Genomic DNA, 15,510 nt, shown 5'->3' with positions numbered 1-15,510 from the left:
GGTGTACTGAATGAACATCCGCGTGTGGCGATGGCGTACCGCAACAGCGACGATCGTGACAAGTTTGTCAATTTCTACGACAAAGTCACATCACCCGAAGCTAATTTGGCCCCAGCGTCCAAGTAATATAAAAAGTTAACTCTTCATAAATGAAATGCCTGGAAGTAGCTTTCTTCCGGGCATTTTTATTTTTATCGCTGGCATTTGTTATGTGATTGATTTTTTCTTTTTAAATTACCGGGCGAGGAAAAGAGCAACAAACTATTTCAACGTGAGATTTTCTTCCAATATGATCAAAAGGCAAAAAGAAATGTGGTAAGCTGAAATCAATTTTCACCATATGGACGTTTGCCTGCCGGAGGAATCAATCGTGAAATGGAGGCTGGAACAATGAAAAGGACGGGGTATCGCGGTATTAGTTTTCAAGAAGCGGAACGGGTGGTCGCCAATCAGCGTTATGAGCGGATGGAACGGCGCCGGTTTCAGGATGGCGTTCAGGCGCGGTCTATTTTCGGGTCCGGCCTTTATTTAATTAGTGATGCGGTGCTCGCGGCTCAATACGCGTTTTGTCATGCGGAAGCAGAAGGAGGCGGACAGGCAGCGGTATTAAAGCAAGAAATTAAACTGGAGCGGCCGCTCGTCATCAATTGCCGGTATTCCGAAACACAGCTTCGTCAAGACGCGCTCGATTGGAAATATAAAGCAAATACAATGCCGAATGTGCGGCCGGAGCATATTCACGCCTGGATTGGCCGGACAACGAAAGAATACGTTCTTGCCCATTCATTTGATGGGCTTGTGTATCATCTGGATGATTCGGTTATTTATTATGTTGCATACTTCCAGGAAAAACAGGTCAGCGGGATCGATCTTAAATTTGTTTTTACAATGAATGGTGCATAAGGCAGTTCGTTCAAGCGTAAACGCCCCTTCTTTTGATACAATAAGAAGAAGACTCACTAAAGGAAGTGGCGTACATGATCAAACGAAGCCTATTGTTATGCTTTTTTCTTATAAGCAGTATTGTGCTGCCTGTGCAGGCATCTGCGATGAATTATGTGGCGATCGGGGATTCGCTTGCAGCGGGCCAAACACCGAATCGGGAAATTGGGGCGGGGTACGCGGATATGATCGCGCTGGCGCTGCAGCCGGAAGTCTTTTCAAAACAGCTTTCAGTGCCTGGGTATACAGTGGGGCAGGTGATCGGGCAGGTGGACAGCGAAGCTGGGAAAAAAGCGATTAAATCAGCGGATTTGATTACGGTTTCAGCTGGGGCGAACGATTTACTGCCGCTTATTCAAAACGATCCGAACCGTGGCATGTTGACATTTAATGCGGTGACAGCCGCGTTTGCGCTGAACGGTGTGCGAGAGGACTACGCACTTTTACTGGAGAAAATAAAGTCGCTGCAGCCGGGTGCGGACGTGTACATGATGGGGTATTACTTCCCCTATCCTCATGCTTTTGACCAGCATAAGCCGGCTGTCAGTGAACAACTGGACGTACTGAATCAAATCATCAAACAAGAAGCGGACAAAGCAGGGGTTGTTTTTATACCGGTTGCGGACCGGTTCGGACTTGATGCAGTTGAGTATTTGCCGAATCCCGGTGATGTCCATCCAAATAAAGCCGGCTATTTAGAAATGGCTAACGCCTTTTTGGATGTCTCTGCGCCTGGCATGCAAATTCCGGCATCTATTCTGGAACAGCTGCCGGAACCGGTGTCGCTCTCTGAATTGATCAAGCAGCGGAAAGCGGCGGAAGATGAACCGCAGGAAAGCAAAGAAATAGAAGAAACAGCCGCGATTCAAGGCTGCACAAGAGAAGAAGTATACGCATAACCACGTGAGAGGACGCGTTTGAACCGAATTCAAGTCAACAGAAAAAGGTGTTCCCGAATTTCGGGAACACCTTTTTTGTTTTAATTAAACGACACCTTGTGAAATCATCGCATCCGCGACTTTTACGAAGCCGGCAATATTCGCGCCAACAACAAGGTTGTCCTCGTAGCCAAATTCAGCGGCTGCTTCTTTCGACTGCTTGAAAATGTTTTTCATAATGCCATGAAGCTTGGCATCTACTTCTTCAAACGTCCAAGGCACACGCGCGCTGTTTTGCGCCATTTCAAGAGCGGAAACCGCTACGCCGCCTGCGTTGGCTGCTTTTGCCGGTGCAAAAAGAACGCCGTTTTTCAAGAAAATATCGATTGCTTCAAGCGTTGAAGGCATATTCGCACCTTCGCCGATAGCTTTTACGCCATTGTTCACAAGAAGCTGTGCTGATTCTGCATCGATTTCATTTTGTGTTGCACAAGGAAGAGCGATTTTACATGGAATGCTCCAAATGCCTGCGCAGCCTTCTGTGTAGGTTGCGTTCGGGTGGAAATTCACATATTCGCTGATGCGCTTGCGTTCTACTTCTTTTAATTGCTTAACTGTGGCGATATCAATGCCGTTTTCATCGTAAATGTAGCCGCCTGAATCCGAGCATGCGACAACAGTTGCGCCAAGTTCTGTCGCTTTTTCCATCGCATAAATGGATACATTTCCAGAACCAGATACAACTACAGTGCGTCCTTTAAATGTTTTCCCTTTGTCACGAAGCATTTCATCAACGAAATAAACCGTTCCAAATCCTGTCGCTTCTGTGCGTGCAAGGCTGCCGCCATATGCGATGCCTTTCCCTGTTAAGACGCCAGCTTCATAGCTGCCGCGAAGACGTTTGTACTGACCGAACAAGTAGCCGATTTCGCGTCCGCCGACACCGATGTCGCCAGCTGGTACGTCCACATCTGGACCGATATGGCGGTACAATTCTGTCATGAAGCTTTGTGTAAAACGCATCACTTCATTGTCGGATTTTCCTTTCGGATCAAAGTCAGATCCACCCTTACCGCCGCCGATCGGCTGGCCAGTCAATGAGTTTTTAAAGATTTGCTCGAATCCAAGGAATTTAATGATGCTTGCATTAACAGACGGGTGGAAGCGAAGACCGCCTTTATATGGTCCGATCGCGCTGCTGAACTGAACACGGAAGCCGCGGTTTACCTGCACGCTGCCGTTATCATCTGTCCAAGGCACACGGAAAGAAATCACGCGCTCCGGCTCAACCATGCGCTCTAAAATGTTATGCTGAATGTATTTTGGGTATTTCGCGAATACCGGTGTTAAGGATTCAAAGATTTCTTGAACCGCCTGATGAAATTCGTTTTCGCCGGGATTGCGTTTTTTAACAATTTCAAATACATGGTCTACATATTGTTTAGCAGCCTGCATTTCTTGTGTTAATTCATTCGTGGTTGTCATTTTTATAATCTCCTTTGTGCATAATAAACAATTTTCTGATAACATCATCATATTCTGAAAAAACGATGCCATCAATGCTTTAACGATATCAAAATAATCTCTTTTTGATATAGATTTTTTGATTTAAATAGATAAATCGCTTTTTTGCCAAAATAAGCTCTTTTTTACCCGATAATTACTAAAAAAAGTAAAATATAAATATTTAATCTCGTTTTGAGATTAAATTAATAAAAGCGTTCACGAAATAGCCATCATTCGTGAACGCTTTTTTATTTTACTTATAATTGAATCATTGTATACACAAACACAACAGCAATTGTCACAGGCACAATCCAGCGCATAAGCGGCAGCCAAATGGCATAAGTCCGACTAAGGCTGCCGGCGCTTAATTCAAATTGCTCTTTGACAAGCGCTTTATCCATCCGCCAGACAATAAACAGGGCGATCAGCAAGCAGCCAAGCGGAAGCAGGATGTTGCTGACGAGATAATCGGTTAAATCAAAGATGGTGCGGCCAAAGTATGAAATATCAGCCAAAACGCTGAATGACAGCGCCGCAGGAATACCAGCTAAGAAAACAATAATACCTGAGATAAGTGCCATTTTTTTACGTGATGATTCCTCGCCTTTTGTAAAAGCGGCCGTAATGATTTCAAGCAGGCTGAACGACGACGTAAGAGTCGCAAACAGGAACAGCAGCAAAAACATAAACAAAAATAGTTCACCAAACGGCATTTGCGCAAAAACAGCCGGCAGCACGACAAAAAGAAGACCGGGTCCTTCAGCCGGCTCCAGACCGAATGCGAAAACCGCCGGGAAGATGGCAAGTCCCGCTAATACCGAAACGAAAATATTCATGATCGAAACCCAGCCTGCAGATGCCGGGATGCTGACATCTCTGCCCAAATAAGAGCTGTAAGTGACCATGCAGGAAAACCCGACAGCAAGTGAAAAGAATGAATGGCCGAGTGCATAAAGAACCGCTTCTCCGGTAATCTCCGAAAAGTCCGGCTGTAAAAAAAACGCCACACCTTCCATTGCGCCATCAAGCGTCAATGAGCGAACGACTAAAATAATAAAGAAAATAAACAAAACGGGCATCATATATTTGCTGGAACGCTCAATCCCATTTTGAATGCCTGCTGCAATAACAAGAATATTCAGCAGCATAAAAACAGCATGGCCGCCAATCGTTAATCCGGCATTTGTCGTAACGGCGCCAAAAAGAGCGCCGGGATCGCCGCCATCAATGACGCCTCCGTATAAGGAGCGGACCGTATAAATCAGCACCCAGCCGCCGACAACGCTGTAAAATGACAGCAGCAAGAAGCATCCGGCAACGCCGATTTTGCCGGTTACCGTCCAGAAGGAATCTGGTGCCAGTTTTTTATACGCGCTGACTGCTTCACGCCCAGAGCCGCGTCCAATTATAAATTCCGAAATGAGCATTGGCAGCCCGATAAGCAGTGTAAAAAGGATAAATAAAAGCAAAAAAGCTCCGCCGCCGCTTTGCCCGGTTACATAAGGAAATTTCCAAATGGCGCCGAGACCGATCGCTGCACCGGCTGAGGATAAAATAAAGCCGATTTTAGACGACCATTGTTGCTGTTTTTCCAAAAGATTCTCCTCCAATAGCAAGTGATTTTTTATTATTTTATTATAACGTAAATTAAAATGCAGGGCTGAATATATGTTCAACGCGGACAGAATCGTTTATAATGAGGAAATTACATTGATAACTGGAGTGTACCCAAATGACTGTAAATATAAATGCGCGTGAAAACTTTCTGAATGGGCAAAGCCGCTATGTAAATCGCGGAAGGCTGCTTGTCAAGTGTCCAGATGGACCCGGTATCGTATCCGCGCTGTCGAAGTTTTTATTCGAACACGGCGCCAACATTATCGAATCGAGCCAATACACGAGCGATCCTGAAGGCGGCACGTTTTTTATCCGCCTTGAATTTGACTGCGACGACCTCATGGCAAAGCGCAGCGTAATGGAAGGGGATTTCACGCCGCTTGCAAAAGAGTTTGACATGGATTTCCGCTTTGCATACAGCAGCGACCGGAAAAAAACAGCGATTTTCGTATCAAAAGAGCCACATTGCTTATTAGAGCTTTTATGGGAATGGCAAAGCGGGGATTTACAGACGGATATCGCCTTTGTGGCCGGGAATCATGAAGATGCCCGTGGCATGGTTGAATCGCTCGGTATTCCATTCCATTACATTCCGGCAAACAAAGACATCCGCAATCAGGTTGAGGAAGAACAATCCCGCCTTATTGAACAATACAATATCGATGTCATTGTCCTGGCTCGTTATATGCAAATTCTAACGCCTGAATTTGTAGAGAAATATCCGAACAAAATTATTAACATCCATCACTCATTCTTGCCGGCGTTTATCGGCGCGCGCCCGTATGAGCGTGCGTATAACCGCGGTGTAAAGCTGATCGGTGCAACGTCTCACTACGTGACAAACGATTTGGATGAAGGTCCAATCATCGAGCAGGATATTGAACGCGTGGATCATCGTGATCATGTAGCGGATTTGAAAAAAATCGGCCGCTCGATTGAACGGCGTGTTTTAGCTCGAGCGGTGAAGTGGCATTTAGAAGACCGTGTCATCGTTCATGGAAATAAAACGATCGTGTTTCAATAAGAAAAAAAGGGATGTGCCCATGCTGGCACATCCCTTTTTTACGTCTTTAAATTTATCAGCATCTTGTGCGCTGCCTCCACTGAATTGGCACAGCCGGTTCATGCGTTTAAATAGTAAAAAAGAAAGAGCTTATTTTTGAAGAAACCGCTTATGCGCCCGGATCGACCGCCAGTAAAAAATGAGTGATACGGCTAAAAGAGAAGGGCCTCCGTATAGGAGCACAGCTTGTTCAGTCCAAAAAGCGGCTGGCACGGCCGGGAATGCAAGAGCGGTGAACAAAAGCGCGTCTCGACGGCTTTTCAGCAAGTAGCGCTCCATTTCGGCGCGTTCCCGATGTGCATCTTGCTGCTCCCGCAATCGGGCTGGTTCATCGAGCGCGGCCGACAGCTTTTGCGGGAGAGAAAGAAGCGGACGGAGCGACTGAAGTAAAATTGTCTGTGGATTTGTTTTGCCGGCATGTTTCCCGAGCCAGTCCAGCACCGGCTGCCGTCCAACTTCCATTAAATCGATATTTGGGTCTAAAATATGCAAAAGACCGATGAACGTAGAGACAGCCCGTCCTAAAAAGGCAAAACCGGCAGGCATCTGTACCGGTTCCTGCTTAACGATTAGCTGTATTTCTTCAAGCAGCTGCTGAGCGGCAAGATCATCCATTCGCTTAAAAGACTGCGATGTGTACGCGTCGATCATCGCTCTGATCACACGCTTCATCCGTTCCTTGTCCGCACGCGGCAGTAGAAATTGCAGTCCTTCAAGCCCGTCCACCACCTTACTGTAATCTTCCGTTAAAATGCCTTCAATCATTGCGCGGATGTAGATGGCGTCAGTTGCCGGCAGCATGCCGATCATGCCGAAATCAATGAGTACAATCGTGCCATCTGCCTTGACTAATATATTGCCGGGGTGTGGGTCGGCATGAAATTTGCCTTCCTGTAAAAGCTGCTCCAAAAACATGCGAGTCAAACGTTCGGCTAATATATGCCGGTCAATGCCGTTTCGTTCAAGAAAGGCGAGATCCGTGATGCGCGCGCCTTCAATCCATTCCATCACAAGCACGCGTTTTGTTGAAATGTCGCTGTTGTAAGACGGAATATCCACCGCATTAAACGACTCATACCGCTGTTTAAAATAACGGCCGTTGGCAAGTTCGCTTTTAAAATCGAGCTCTGCTCCGATAATGGCAGTCATTTCACGATACAAAGCCGGCAAATCCGTCTGCTTGCCGAATGTCGTGAACCGGCCGGCAAGATTCATTACAATACGGACTGCTTTAAAATCAACGGCGATAATTCGATCAATATCCGGACGCTGTACTTTCACCGCAACCTCTTCGCCAGAATGAAGCGTTGCTTTATATACTTGACCGATCGAAGCGGACGCCACTGGCCGTTCATCGATATGAGAAAGAATCGTCTCAATCGGGCCATTCCACTCTGATTCCATAACCGCTTTGGCTGCTTCCCAGGGCACGGCTGGAACGCGGTCAATTAAATCTTCCAGCTCTTCTAAAAACGCTTTTGGCATGATATCCGCTCGTGTGCTTAAAAATTGCCCAAGCTTAATAAGCAGCCCTTCAAGATGAAGAGCCGTACGACGGTACTCTGCCGCCTGCTTTTTCAAAAGCGCTTCCCATTTACGGTTTGTTTCCTCTGTCCAACGGCCGCGGTGCAGTCGTTCAAATAACGTCAGCTGAATAAAAAAAACAGCGGCCATTTTAACAATCTTAAAAATACGGAAAAAGGCGATATTGTTCAAAAAATCCATCCTTTCCGAATACGTTTTTTTAAAAGATAAAAAAGTATATATTTTTGGAAACTGTCCAGCTCCAGGCGCCTTCGGCTTGGTCATAAGCCAAGCCCTTCTGGAGGCAAGAAGCGCCTCCTCTAATACTCGTCTTATGCTTGTCGCCAGTAAACGGTTGCCTTGCGCTTTTCTTATTTTACCGGACGGCTGCTGCCACTGTACAATTTCAGTTTGCGAAAGCGCTGTTAGTTTTCAAAACATAAAATGTGGGAACAAACACGGTAGTATGTATAAAAATGTGTGTAAGGGAAAGGGAGATGTGATGTTTGATTCGTTACTGTTTTATTTAATGATCACGCTCGTGGTCGGAATTGCATCTCAGTGGACGGCGTGGCGCTTCCGTCTTCCGGCGATTGTGGTCATGTCAGTTGCGGGGCTGTTAATCGGTCCGCTGTTCGGCTGGTTTAACCCGAAAGATGTATTTGGGGACTTATTTGGCCCGATTATTTCAGCGGCCGTGGCGATTATTTTATTTGAGGGAAGCTTAAACCTTGATTTTCGTGAAATTAAAACGGTCCGGCAGCCGATCCGCCGTATTGTGACACTCGGCGCGTTTATCGCCTGGATTGCGGGGTCCCTCGCGGCGCATTACGTAGCGGGATTATCTCTTGCTGTAGCATTTGTCATCGGTGGATTGTTTATTGTGACAGGGCCGACTGTCATTTTGCCGCTGCTGCGCCAGGCAAAATTAAAACCGCGTACCGCCGCGATTTTGAAATGGGAAGGGATTGTTGTTGACCCATTTGGTGCACTTCTTGCTTTATTCGCATTTGAATTAATTAAATTTTTTACAGGGGAAGTCACTGCGGCGACGTTTATTAATTTCTTGTTTGGCTCAGCTTTTGCGGTTGTGCTTGGTGTTGTGTTCGGGATCGGACTCGGCAAGGCACTTGAGAAAGGACGTGTCCCGGAGTATTTAAAATCACCTGCTGTTTTTGTTGTTGTCATCGCCTGCTTTACGATTGCAGATGAAGCAATGCACGAGACAGGTCTTTTGGCCGTTACCGCAATGGGAATGGTCATGGCAAACATGCACATTTCTTCTATTAAAGACATGCGTCATTTTAAAGAGAACATCTCCATTCTCTTGATTTCAACGATTTTTATTATGCTAACCGCGTCTCTGACGAGAGAGACGCTTATGCAGATTTTTGACTTCCGTATTATTGCATTTGTATTGATCATGCTGTTTGTCGTCCGTCCGCTTTCGATTTGGCTGTCAACGGTTGGCACAGACATGACCAAACAGGAAAAAACGCTCGTCGGCTGGATTGCGCCGCGGGGAATTGTGGCGCTAACTGTATCCGGCTACTTTGCCCAATCCTTATTTGAAGCGGGTTATGAAGACGCGTCACTGCTCACGCCGCTTACATTTGCCCTTGTGTTTTCAACCGTTGTCGCTCACGGGTTTTCGATCGGCTGGCTGGCGAAAAAGCTAAATCTCGCCTCTACAGACAAGCCGGGTGTCCTCCTTATCGGCGGCAATACATTTACCGCAAAGCTCGGCAAAACGATGCAGGACTTAAATATTCCGGTTCTTGTCGCAGATGAATCGTGGCAAGGGCTCCATTCAGCACGCCAGGCGAATTTACCGGTGTATCACGGTGAAATTTTGTCAGAAAGCACAGAGTATCATTTGGAGCTGACTCGGTATGAGTATATGATCGCTGCAACAAGCGATGAAGCATACAATGCACTCGTTTGCTCAACATTTGTGCCGGAAATGGGGCGTGTGAATTTGTACCAGATTGCAGCAGGGCCGGAGCGGACAGAAACGGCGAAAGAATTCAACAAAACGGTCGGCGGGAAAGTATTGTTTGATTCATCTGCCCACTACCAGGCGCTCACATCACGGGCAGCAGACTACGTTTTCCGAAAAACTGAATTAACAGACCGGTTCCGATACGACAAGTATTTAAAAGAGCTTGAAGAAAATACGCTGCTTCTGTTTATTGTTAAGCAATCCGGCAAGCTGGAATTTTACACGCGCGACGTTTCGCCAAAAGGGGAGGCGGGTGACACGATTGTAAGCTTAATGCCGCCGGTGAAAGAGATTGCCAAAGCAAAAGAAAAAATCGCGGAACAGCGCCGCGGCGGGTAAAAAGAAAAAAGCGGCCTTCACCGGGGCCGCTTTTTTCTGACAGTAAATCAGAGAGAGTATGGAATGTATTTTGTAAGTTGAGCCGGTTGGATCGGCTTCTTGACTATAATTATAAATTTATTTGAAAGTGCTTTCATTAAAAAAAGCACAAAATATCATATAAACGACACGAAGCAGAAAAATTTTGACGTTAAGAACAAATTTTGAATGAGATAAATAAGTGGGCTGTTTTTTTCTTATGAAATTGTCGATTTTTGTCCCGCTTTTATACCAAAAAGAGCTGCTTCGGAAGCAGCTCTTTTGAAGGGAAGGTTCTATATATAAACGCCGTACCGTTTTTTTGCTGGAAGTCGGTTTGGGATCGAATTTTAGAGTTGGTTTGCCAAAAAGCGGCCGAACAGACGTCACGAAAGGGAAACAGGCTGTTCCTCCCGCATCGTACCGGTTTCAGCGAGTCGTGTATGCCAGGACAATGCTTTTTCGAGTATATGCGGTGTTTGGCCACCACGTGTAAGCGCCGCTTCGTAATAGCTGCGCAGCTGGTCTTTGTATGCCGGATGCGCACAATTTTCAATAATAACAAGGGCCCGTTCACGTGGTGCGAGTCCACGCAAGTCCGCAAAACCTTGCTCGGTCACGATGATGTCCACATCGTGCTCCGTATGGTCAACGTGTGAAGCGAACGGGACAATACTGGAGATGGCGCCATTTTTTGCAGTTGATTTTGTCACGAAAATCGCGGTCCGGCAGTTGCGGGCAAAGTCCCCTGATCCGCCGATGCCATTCATCATTTTTGTACCAGAGACGTGAGTGGAATTCACGTTTCCATAAATATCCACTTCAAGCGCCGTGTTAATGGACAATAAGCCAAGTCGACGGATGAGTTCTGGGTGGTTCGATATTTCCTGCGGCCTGAGCACCAGCTTGTCCCGGTACTTCGCTAAATTCGAATAAATGTCGGTCATTTTTTCTTCAGACAATGTAATGGAGCAGCCGGAAGCGAAACGGATTTTACCGTGATCAAACAAATCAAAAACGGCATCCTGCAGTACTTCAGAATACACTTCCAGGTTTTCAAATTCCGAGTCAATAAGTCCGTGCATCACTGCATTGGCAATCGAGCCGATGCCGGACTGCAGCGGCGCGAGTTCATTCGTGAGACGACCCGCTTTGACTTCTTCACGGAAAAAGGTGATTAAATGATTGGCCATTTGTGCCGTCTCTGCATCTGGCGGCACAATAGTGGACGGTGAATCCTGGGCATTCGTCAGTACAATGCCTTTTACTTTTGCTGGATCAACGCGAATGCCGATGTCCCCAATGCGTTCATCTACTGATGTCAGCATAATCGGTCCGCGTCTGCCTTGATCGTTCGGACTGTAAATGTCATGAAGGCCTTCGAGCTCCGCCGGCTGTGCGGTATTCAGTTCAACAATGACATTCTCTGCTTTTTCCACAAAAATTGATGAGTTGCCGACGGAGGTCGCCGGAATAATTAGCCCGTCTTCTGTAATGGCGACTGCTTCTACAATGGCATAATCAATCGGGCCGAGTACACCGCTGCGGATGGATTCCGCGGTGTGGGATAAATGCTGATCGACAAAAAACAGCTGGCCGTCGTTTATTTCTTTTCGCATCACTGGGTCCGCCTGAAATGGAAGGCGTTTATGAATAATTCCGGCTTCTGCCATCATCTTATCTAAATCAAAGCCGAGCGAAGCCCCCGTGAAAATGTTCACTTTAAACGATTCTGTTTTCGCCCGTTCCACAAGTGACATCGGCACCGCTTTTGCATCTCCAGCCCGTGTAAATCCGCTTAACCCCAATGTCATCCCGTCTTCAATCCAGGATGCAGCTTCATCCGCGCCCACTATCCTGCTTCTTAATTCCTCGATGCGAATACGTTCATTCATTGTGAATCGATCCCCCTGGTTCATTTTAACAAGTGTAGCAGTATTTGAAAGGGTTTTCATTTGCTTCGCAACAAAAAGCCGCAAAAAAGACGCGAAGAAGAAATTTCGCGTCATCAAGCAAGTTTGTTAATAATTGAGCGCTTTACGGAATGCGCTCGTGTACGTTTGAGTAACGGGGATTTTCGTCCGGTCCTTCATAATAAGCAAAAAAGTCGAATGGGAATCCGGCTGAATTTCCTGAATAAAGTTCACGTTGACGATGTAGGAGCGGTGTACGCGGATAAACGCGTCGTCCGGCAGCATAAATTCAAGTTCTGTTAAGTTCAGCTTATGGTAGCCGCTTCCTGTTTGCGCCAGCACGCGCGTTTTACGTCCTTCCGATTCCAGGTATAAAACATCAGAATACGGAATCGGATACCACCGGTCTTCTGCTTTGATTGTTAAAATATTACGTGAAATCGGCGAAGGTTTAGCCGGATAAATGGTCGTAATCGCGCCAGTCAGCACGTGGTCATCAAAAATCGGTACACTCATTGCATAGTAGGGGATGCCGTACACATCGCTGTCAATATACGTTGACACTTGATGTTTTTCCGTAATTGCCTGCTGTGTCACGCTGCCTTGTTTAATCGGATCGCCCGCCCGAATGTGCAAGTCAACTAGGCGGCTAGACTGGTAATAAATAAATTTTTCGTGATTCGACACGGCAACAGACGTATTAGGCGGAAAAAATTCTTTCATCACTTCCATCAATCCAGAAACGGTCAGTTGATCCATTTATTCCACCTCTTTATATGGGTTATAGTACAATAATTTTAACATATATATAGGAGGAAACACTGTGGCAAAAGGAAAAACAAATGCGATGCGGCTGCTTGACGCGACAGGCATTTCGTATCAAATGCATGAATATGGCAACAAGGATGGAAAAATTGATGGCGTGTCCGTTGCGGAGAAAATCGGTGTCGCTCCGCGGCACGTCTTTAAAACACTGGTTGCACAAGGTACGGGCGGATTGTATGTGTTCGTTGTGCCGGTAGAATGTGAGCTTGATTTAAAAAAAGCGGCTCGCGCGGCAGGTGAAAAAAAGATCGAGATGATACCAGTGAAAGACATCCAAAAGCAGACCGGCTACATACGCGGCGGCTGTTCACCGGTTGGCATGAAAAAGCTGTACCCGACATTTATCGACGTTCAGGCGGAAAAATTAAAGACTATGGTTGTCAGTGCCGGCAAGATCGGAGCACAAATTGAACTCGCTCCGAAAAAGCTTGCTGACGTAGTAAACGCTTCCTTTTGTGAAATTGTGAACAAAGTTTGAATGAAATGTTACTGAATTGTGGAAAATGTGGTTTTCGGGCGGCTGGCGGTTCTTTTTTGAAAAAAATGGGCGTATACTTAGGACATCAAATGAAACGGGAGTTGACCCATAACCATGATGGTCGTTGAAAATCTTCTTGACGTGAAAAGCTATTTTGCCGGTGAAGTAAAAGAAAACTTTGTAGTGCAGTATGAAAAAATGGCGAAATCAGGCGCATTTTACAAAGAAGGCGGATGGCACGAACTTGAAGAAGAAACAGCGGAATGTGTAAAAGTGTTATGCCAGACAGGAGACGCATGCTCCGTCACACGAGTAAAAGAGTATCCCGTAAACGCTGAATCAACCGTAGATGCCGTTTTAGCCCGCATCCGCGAATCACACAGCGACATTTTTAAAGGATAATATATATGAAAGAGCCGGTTTCCCTTTTTGTGAGGGGAGCCGGCTTTTTTGTTGAAAATGGACGTCAATTCGGCTGAGTGGACATAACTGTGTGTGAATGGACGTAAATTTTTATTAAGTGGACAGAAAGAAGGCAGGGTGGACACAAAACTGGCAAGTGGGCATAAAAAATGAAGCAGCACCGCACACTGCCTCATTTATAGTCAAAAAACGCACCAATTTTTTCATCAACAATCGCTGTTTCATGAAGGCCGCTATGAGTAATGTTTTTATCGTACAGTACCTCAACGCGGTATTGGTCTTCCGGCACAAGCGCTTTGAAGCTGAGCGCGCTTTGAAGCCGGGTTACCTGATCACCAGTGCCTGCAATATTTAATACGTTCGTCCCTGACGGAAACCGGTTATGATTGGCGGCGATTTTTGCAAGTGCCGGGGACCCGTGCATTAAATCATATACGGCAGGACCTTGATTTTGTATGAACCAGCGGCCTCCGGAAACGCCATCAAATGGACTGCCGATCGTGACAAGCTGATCTGTCATCGGGTGGAGATCAGGGTTATACAGCTCCTGTAAAAATTTCACTGAAACAATTCCACCCATCGAATGGCTGACAATTTTTACACGCTCCACGCCATATTCTTTTTTCAGCACTTGCATGACAGCAGCAAGTGCACGTGATGTATCATCAAAAGAAGCCCGGTTATTTTCAAAAATCAAATGAATAAAGGCGGGGCGATCCGCGGAAAAAGGCTCTTCGCGAACAAGCAGCCGGCCGGTCCGGGTAACATTCATCGTCAGTGCTCGTTCTCCCCAGCCCCGCTCCTCAAATCGGCCAATCATCATATTAAACGACCGCGCCGTGCCTTTAAAGCCGTGAACGAACAAAACCGGATCTTTATATTGGTTGCCCGATACGGCATAATCACTTTTTTCGAGGGTTAAAAAACTCATATAAATCAAAAAAGCTGCTGCTAAAAATAAGCCGTATTTCCGCATGGCCGGTCGTTCCTCTCCGTTAGAAGTAGTGCTTTTTATTATACGAAAATTCGACAAAAAGATACAGACCGGAATATTATCGAATAAAAGGGAGGTGGTTTCAGTGAAGGAATTGATTGGTCAATGTGCTGCATGCGGGAAAGATGTGTATTGCCTGGACGGATTTTTAAACGGCGTGAAAGAAGAAGAGGAGTTACTTTGTTTTGATTGTGCGGATGGAGACCAATAAGAACAATCTCTTGCTGGTCTCCAGAAATTCTTTTCTTAAAATTGAACACGCCTGATGTACTCTTGAAAATGTTCTTCGGCCTCCGCCACATCGTACGTACTGAAGAGCCGGTAAGCGTCCGCGTCAAGCACACGGTAGTGGCCGCTGATCATGTTTTGCTGAAGACGGAAGCCGTTTTGGTGATCAAGCTCCCGCCACCAGACACGCCCGCCCATCGTTTTATCTCTTTGAGGACGTGTAATAGTATCGTGCGCAGCGAGCTCGGCGATTTCAACGGGATCACCGCCGAGCGCGGATTGGAGAATGTCACTGTCACGGAACAAAGCGCAGACAGCTGCGGTCGTCGTCCAGCCTGCTAATATGCGTTCTTTTTCAATTTGAACAAGTGTTTTTTTCGATAAGCCGATTACTTCTGCCATTTTATCCTGTGTATAGCCACGTTCTGTGCGGATTAATTTAAACTTAGACGAAACAACGTCGATTACGTTATCTTTCTTCATGAACATCACCTCTTTCGTGTAGTTTTACACCATGAACAAAATCCGTCAACCTTTTTTAACGTGAATCGTTTCTACATCGCTTTTTTCCAAATCACTATAGACTTTTTGCTCATCCGCCAGTGAACGGGTACCAGGAATCATGACAGTTGTTGTAAGCTCTTCTTCTTGAATACGTCCGGTTTTCACGATAACTTCATTTTTTGCCTGGGACTGGTATACACTTGCTCCGATAAAAGCAGCAATAATAACAGCAACAAGTGGAACAAGCACTTTCTTT

General features: G+C 46.1%; 15 protein-coding genes and 1 pseudogene. 8 read left to right on the top strand and 8 right to left on the bottom strand.

The genetic code is table 11. The annotated features are described in order from the left end of the window. From NLX67_RS03980 to NLX67_RS03970, 3 genes and pseudogenes are all read left to right on the top strand, one after another. A pseudogene (locus NLX67_RS03980) lies at positions 1-126 on the top strand (nucleoid-structuring protein H-NS); the annotation flags it as partial. A gap of 264 nt (positions 127-390) precedes the next feature. Then, complete coding sequence (locus tag NLX67_RS03975) at positions 391-903, top strand: hypothetical protein (protein WP_254310467.1); 513 nt, start codon at positions 391-393, stop codon at positions 901-903. A 74-nt stretch (positions 904-977) separates the two neighbouring features. Continuing rightward, the gene (locus NLX67_RS03970) at positions 978-1,841 is read left to right on the top strand and encodes an SGNH/GDSL hydrolase family protein (RefSeq protein ID WP_254310466.1); all 864 of its coding nucleotides are present in this window, start codon (positions 978-980) and stop codon (positions 1,839-1,841) included. A gap of 84 nt (positions 1,842-1,925) precedes the next feature. Here NLX67_RS03970 and gdhA read toward each other — a convergent pair whose 3' ends face one another. Further along, entirely contained in the window at positions 1,926-3,305 is a 1,380-nt protein-coding gene (gdhA, locus tag NLX67_RS03965) for an NADP-specific glutamate dehydrogenase (RefSeq protein WP_254310465.1), read from the bottom strand. Positions 3,306-3,583: 278 nt separating this feature from the next. Further along, a complete protein-coding gene (locus NLX67_RS03960; RefSeq protein WP_254310464.1) occupies positions 3,584-4,921 on the bottom strand; it encodes a sodium-dependent transporter in 1,338 nt (445 codons plus the stop codon). 137 nt (positions 4,922-5,058) lie between these two features. On the opposite strand from NLX67_RS03960, the gene purU reads away from it, so the two are divergent. Then, positions 5,059-5,967 (top strand): formyltetrahydrofolate deformylase, encoded by a 909-nt coding sequence (purU, locus tag NLX67_RS03955; RefSeq protein WP_254310463.1) that lies wholly within the window; start codon positions 5,059-5,061, stop codon positions 5,965-5,967. A gap of 129 nt (positions 5,968-6,096) precedes the next feature. Here the strand turns inward: purU and NLX67_RS03950 are convergent, their stop codons facing one another. Next, positions 6,097-7,815: an ABC1 kinase family protein gene (locus tag NLX67_RS03950; RefSeq protein ID WP_254310462.1), complete on the bottom strand. Its 1,719-nt coding sequence runs from the start codon at positions 7,813-7,815 to the stop codon at positions 6,097-6,099. Positions 7,816-8,032: 217 nt separating this feature from the next. On the opposite strand from NLX67_RS03950, the gene NLX67_RS03945 reads away from it, so the two are divergent. Further along, positions 8,033-9,871: a cation:proton antiporter gene (locus NLX67_RS03945; RefSeq protein WP_254310461.1), complete on the top strand. Its 1,839-nt coding sequence runs from the start codon at positions 8,033-8,035 to the stop codon at positions 9,869-9,871. A 404-nt stretch (positions 9,872-10,275) separates the two neighbouring features. Here NLX67_RS03945 and scpC read toward each other — a convergent pair whose 3' ends face one another. Further along, positions 10,276-11,784 carry a succinyl-CoA:acetate CoA-transferase ScpC gene (gene scpC, locus NLX67_RS03940; RefSeq protein ID WP_254310460.1) on the bottom strand — a complete coding sequence of 503 codons (1,509 nt, stop codon included), beginning with the start codon at positions 11,782-11,784 and terminating at the stop codon, positions 10,276-10,278. A gap of 126 nt (positions 11,785-11,910) precedes the next feature. Beyond that, complete coding sequence (locus NLX67_RS03935; protein ID WP_046179096.1) at positions 11,911-12,561, bottom strand: LytTR family DNA-binding domain-containing protein; 651 nt, start codon at positions 12,559-12,561, stop codon at positions 11,911-11,913. A 64-nt stretch (positions 12,562-12,625) separates the two neighbouring features. Between NLX67_RS03935 and ybaK the strand changes: the two genes are divergently transcribed. After that, on the top strand, positions 12,626-13,105 hold the full coding sequence (gene ybaK, locus NLX67_RS03930) for a Cys-tRNA(Pro) deacylase (RefSeq protein ID WP_254310459.1): 480 nt from the start codon (positions 12,626-12,628) through the stop codon (positions 13,103-13,105). A 114-nt stretch (positions 13,106-13,219) separates the two neighbouring features. After that, complete coding sequence (locus tag NLX67_RS03925) at positions 13,220-13,507, top strand: hypothetical protein (protein WP_254310458.1); 288 nt, start codon at positions 13,220-13,222, stop codon at positions 13,505-13,507. A gap of 193 nt (positions 13,508-13,700) precedes the next feature. Here the strand turns inward: NLX67_RS03925 and NLX67_RS03920 are convergent, their stop codons facing one another. Then, positions 13,701-14,504, bottom strand: coding sequence for an alpha/beta hydrolase (locus NLX67_RS03920; protein WP_254310457.1), 804 nt, complete (start codon positions 14,502-14,504; stop codon positions 13,701-13,703). Positions 14,505-14,607: 103 nt separating this feature from the next. Here NLX67_RS03920 and NLX67_RS22725 point away from each other — a divergent pair, with 103 nt between their 5' ends. Continuing rightward, positions 14,608-14,733, top strand: coding sequence for a hypothetical protein (locus NLX67_RS22725; protein ID WP_256519584.1), 126 nt, complete (start codon positions 14,608-14,610; stop codon positions 14,731-14,733). 35 nt (positions 14,734-14,768) lie between these two features. On the opposite strand, the gene NLX67_RS03915 is transcribed toward NLX67_RS22725, so the two are convergent. Together NLX67_RS03915 and NLX67_RS03910 are read right to left on the bottom strand one after the other, a co-directional pair. After that, entirely contained in the window at positions 14,769-15,233 is a 465-nt protein-coding gene (locus tag NLX67_RS03915) for a helix-turn-helix transcriptional regulator (protein WP_172645544.1), read from the bottom strand. A 45-nt stretch (positions 15,234-15,278) separates the two neighbouring features. After that, positions 15,279-15,503: a hypothetical protein gene (locus NLX67_RS03910; protein ID WP_254310456.1), complete on the bottom strand. Its 225-nt coding sequence runs from the start codon at positions 15,501-15,503 to the stop codon at positions 15,279-15,281. Between the last annotated feature and the right edge of the window lie 7 nt (positions 15,504-15,510).

It is taken from the genome of Domibacillus sp. A3M-37 (assembly GCF_024213455.1).
GTDB classification, from domain to species: Bacteria; Bacillota; Bacilli; order Bacillales; family Domibacillaceae; genus Domibacillus; species Domibacillus tundrae.
The sequence above is the reverse complement of the archived record's forward strand: the minus strand, read 5'-3'. Positions and strand labels throughout refer to the sequence as shown.

What these genes read in the sequence shown, in the direction of transcription:
- NLX67_RS03975 (WP_254310467.1), top strand. Translation starts at nt 391, where the DNA reads ATGAAAAGGACGGGGTATCGCGGTATTAGTTTTCAAGAAGCGGAACGG.
- NLX67_RS03970 (WP_254310466.1), top strand. Translation starts at nt 978, where the DNA reads ATGATCAAACGAAGCCTATTGTTATGCTTTTTTCTTATAAGCAGTATT.
- gdhA (WP_254310465.1), bottom strand. Translation starts at nt 3,305, where the DNA reads ATGACAACCACGAATGAATTAACACAAGAAATGCAGGCTGCTAAACAA.
- purU (WP_254310463.1), top strand. Translation starts at nt 5,059, where the DNA reads ATGACTGTAAATATAAATGCGCGTGAAAACTTTCTGAATGGGCAAAGC.
- NLX67_RS03950 (WP_254310462.1), bottom strand. Translation starts at nt 7,815, where the DNA reads ATGACCAAGCCGAAGGCGCCTGGAGCTGGACAGTTTCCAAAAATATAT.
- NLX67_RS03945 (WP_254310461.1), top strand. Translation starts at nt 8,033, where the DNA reads ATGTTTGATTCGTTACTGTTTTATTTAATGATCACGCTCGTGGTCGGA.
- scpC (WP_254310460.1), bottom strand. Translation starts at nt 11,784, where the DNA reads ATGAATGAACGTATTCGCATCGAGGAATTAAGAAGCAGGATAGTGGGC.
- NLX67_RS03935 (WP_046179096.1), bottom strand. Translation starts at nt 12,561, where the DNA reads ATGGATCAACTGACCGTTTCTGGATTGATGGAAGTGATGAAAGAATTT.
- NLX67_RS03925 (WP_254310458.1), top strand. Translation starts at nt 13,220, where the DNA reads ATGATGGTCGTTGAAAATCTTCTTGACGTGAAAAGCTATTTTGCCGGT.
- NLX67_RS03920 (WP_254310457.1), bottom strand. Translation starts at nt 14,504, where the DNA reads ATGCGGAAATACGGCTTATTTTTAGCAGCAGCTTTTTTGATTTATATG.
- NLX67_RS03915 (WP_172645544.1), bottom strand. Translation starts at nt 15,233, where the DNA reads ATGAAGAAAGATAACGTAATCGACGTTGTTTCGTCTAAGTTTAAATTA.